This is a genomic window from Amycolatopsis sp. NPDC114478 (assembly GCF_055633805.1).
Genome location: NZ_JBVKDO010000060.1, coordinates 1 through 1,424, shown reverse-complemented (window position 1 = coordinate 1,424; position 1,424 = coordinate 1). Strand labels below are relative to the sequence as shown.

The window sequence follows — 1,424 nt, the reverse complement described above, 5'->3', positions numbered from 1 at the left end:
CGTAGACGGTGCCGGTTTTGAGGCAGCCATGCAGGATGCCCACGAGCCGGTTGGCCAGCTGGCGCAAGGCAGCATTGTGGCTGGAACCGCGGGCGCGTTGCCGGTCGTAGTAAGCGCGGGCCCCGGGCGAGGCCTTCAGTGCGGTGAACGCCTGGGCCATCAGGGCGTCGATGAGCCGGTCGTTGTGGATGAACCGGGCCAGGGCGACCTTCTTCTTGCCCGACGCGCGGGTGATCGGGGAGGTTCCGGCGTAGTTCTTGCGGGCTTTGGCGGTGGCGTAGCGGTGCGGGTCGTCCCCGAATTCGGCGAGCACCCGGGCACCGAGAATCGCGCCCAGTCCTGGCTGGGAGGCGATGATCTCAACGGCCGGGTGCCGGCCAAAATGGGCTTCCACCTGCCCTTGCAGAGTCTTGACTTGGGTGTTGAGCACGGTCAGCACCGCGATCAGGGCCTGGATCGAGGCGGCGTAGGCGGCGGCCACGACCTCGGGCTGGCCCAGGTGCTCGGTGCGCAGCGCGGCCTGGATCGCCGTGGCCTTGCCGGTGATGTCACGGCGGCGGGCGCGTTTGAGCGCGGCGCTGATCTGGGAGAGGCTCAACCGGGCGGCCTGGGCCGGGGTCGGGGCTTTCGCCAGCAGTTCCAGGGTGTCGGCGGCGTCGAGGTCGTCGAACGCGTGCAGCGCGGCGGGGAAGTAGTCCCGCAGCGCGTGCCGCAGCCGCTGAGTGTGGCGGGTGCGTTCCCAGATCAGCGTTTTATGTGTCCGGGCAACGACCTTGACCGCCTCAGCCTGGGCGGAGTCCCCGGCGACCGGGCGCAGCTCGTGGGAGTGGGTGCGGACCATGTCGGCCAGCACGTGCGCGTCACCAGCATCACTTTTCGCGCCGGAAACCCCCAGCCGGCGCCGGAACTCCGCGGCCTGCAACGGATTGACCGCCAGCACCGTGTAGTCGGCCGCGACCAGCGCCGCCACCCACGGTCCCCGGTCGGTCTCGATCCCGATCACCACCTCCGCGTCCTCGCCCGCGTCTTCACCGATCTGGTCGCCGATCAGCGTGTGCAGCCGGGCCATCCCGGTCACGCCCTCGGACAGCCGGGCCTTGGCCAGCCGGTGCCCGGAGCCGTCCATCAGCTCGATGTCGTGATGGTCTTCTGCCCAGTCATCTCCCACGAACAGCCGCAACGGTCCTCCCGTTCTCGATGCCGATCACCCTGCATAGCCAGCGGGAGAACCATCAGCGACCTAATCAAGCAGTGCTCACACCAACCGGTGGGCACGACATCCCAGCAGCGATCACTTCTCCCGGCCCACCGGCAGGGGCACTGTCTTTCAGCAGGACTCAAGCGTCCGGGAAAACCGAGTGCTCACCTACCGGCCGGCTACCACCAGGAGTGTGCCTTACAGCCCACTCCCCGAACTGATTAGG

The 1,424-nt window shown here is 68.4% G+C and carries 1 protein-coding gene; it reads right to left on the bottom strand.

Annotated elements, in window-relative coordinates; all coding sequences use genetic code 11:
* Positions 1–1,126: IS110 family RNA-guided transposase (locus ACZ7OH_RS51860; protein WP_470287732.1), on the bottom strand; the 1,126-nt coding region annotated here is incomplete at its 3' end.
* Positions 1,127–1,424: the final 298 nt, after the last annotated feature.